Annotated in this window: 1 protein-coding gene; it reads left to right on the top strand. The window is 41.2% G+C overall.

Features of this window, described 5'->3' with window-relative positions; genetic code table 11:
* The first annotated feature begins 138 nt into the window (after positions 1–138).
* A complete protein-coding gene (locus NIG5292_RS14875; RefSeq protein WP_143081988.1) occupies positions 139–630 on the top strand; it encodes a hypothetical protein in 492 nt (163 codons plus the stop codon).
* The last annotated feature ends 692 nt before the right edge of the window (positions 631–1322 follow it).

Genomic DNA, 1322 nt, shown 5'->3' with positions numbered 1-1322 from the left:
ATTACGTACCCTGAGCGGGGAATTGTTGTGTTTATACAAATTATCCGTCCTTTTTTCTTGGTGTGCTTATTGTGGATGAGTTTTGAACTCACTTTTCGAAATCCAGACCCAGATTGACGAGTAAGTAGGGTAAATATTATGGCAGATAAAAAATTAAATGATAACGAAATTGGTGCATTTATTGAAGCCTTTGCTGAAAGCAGGGATTCTAATATCAGCCCGCACGCTCAAAGTCAGACCTTTAAGTATCTTATTATATTTATAAATTTATACGTTTTTGGTACTTTGGCACTTTATGGTTTATTTAGGTCCGATTTGCTTCAAGTTATTGATCCTTTCTTAAGCAGTAGTGGCAGTTCTGCTTTATTAGATGGACGAGCTCAAATATTTTTTTGGGGAATAGTATTACTAAATATATCACTTTATTTTAATTTTGGGTTTAGGCTACTATGTATAATATTAGGCATTTCCCTGTCTAATAGTACACTTGATTATTTTGTTCTTTCACCCGGAATTTTTAGTTTTGACGAACGCCCTTACTTTTCTATTTATTTTGCCTTTCGACCGCTATTAATTTTTGCTACTTTTTGGTTGGCGGCTTCATATAAAGATGGAATCTTGAGTAATTAAGCAGGCTAGTCACTTATAGGATTGATAAGCCGCTATTTTTTTAACAGTTACTCGTAACCATTCAAAGTCTCTTAAGGGTCATATGTCAAAGGAAGCTGTTTACGTTGAGTCGCTCTACTATGTTAGAACGTGACTATGCTCCGACCATAGTGCTACAACAGTCTGTGAGGTTTTGGTATGCAAAGCGAAGGACCACTTCTGTGGCGGAGGATTACCCTACCGTGTTTTATGTGTTTCTAGCTGTTCAAGCTCAGCTTCGCCGAGCTGACTTTCGTTGTTTGTTCAATCGCTCTCGCTCAATCACAAACACCTTCAGTCTTTTGCTTCACATTTGAGTAGATCAAACAGCTTAAGCACTATGATCATATATAAATGGGATCTCATCCAGATTGTGTAGTCATACCAAGGCTATCCGCAGCCTTGGTATGACGAGACCTCATCCGAGTTGCTCTCGCCTGTCATAAGCGCAACCTTGTTACAGGTAGCTGGGGTTACCCTGTCAGCTTTACGCGCCACCTTTTCGGCAGCACACCCAATGCATCCAAAGCTATGACTGACCGTGGATACGGGCTGTGGGGTACTCTTACGAGCCTTGTCTCCCACTCCTGCCATCTCTCTTTGCAGACGCTGGATGACACAGCGACGGTTGAACATGCAGCTCGGCTACTGCGCGGCATCCCTAACATCCTCCG

The organism is Nereida ignava (assembly GCF_001049735.1).
In the GTDB taxonomy this organism is placed as follows: domain Bacteria; phylum Pseudomonadota; class Alphaproteobacteria; order Rhodobacterales; family Rhodobacteraceae; genus Nereida; species Nereida ignava.
The sequence above is the reverse complement of the archived record's forward strand: the minus strand, read 5'-3'. Positions and strand labels throughout refer to the sequence as shown.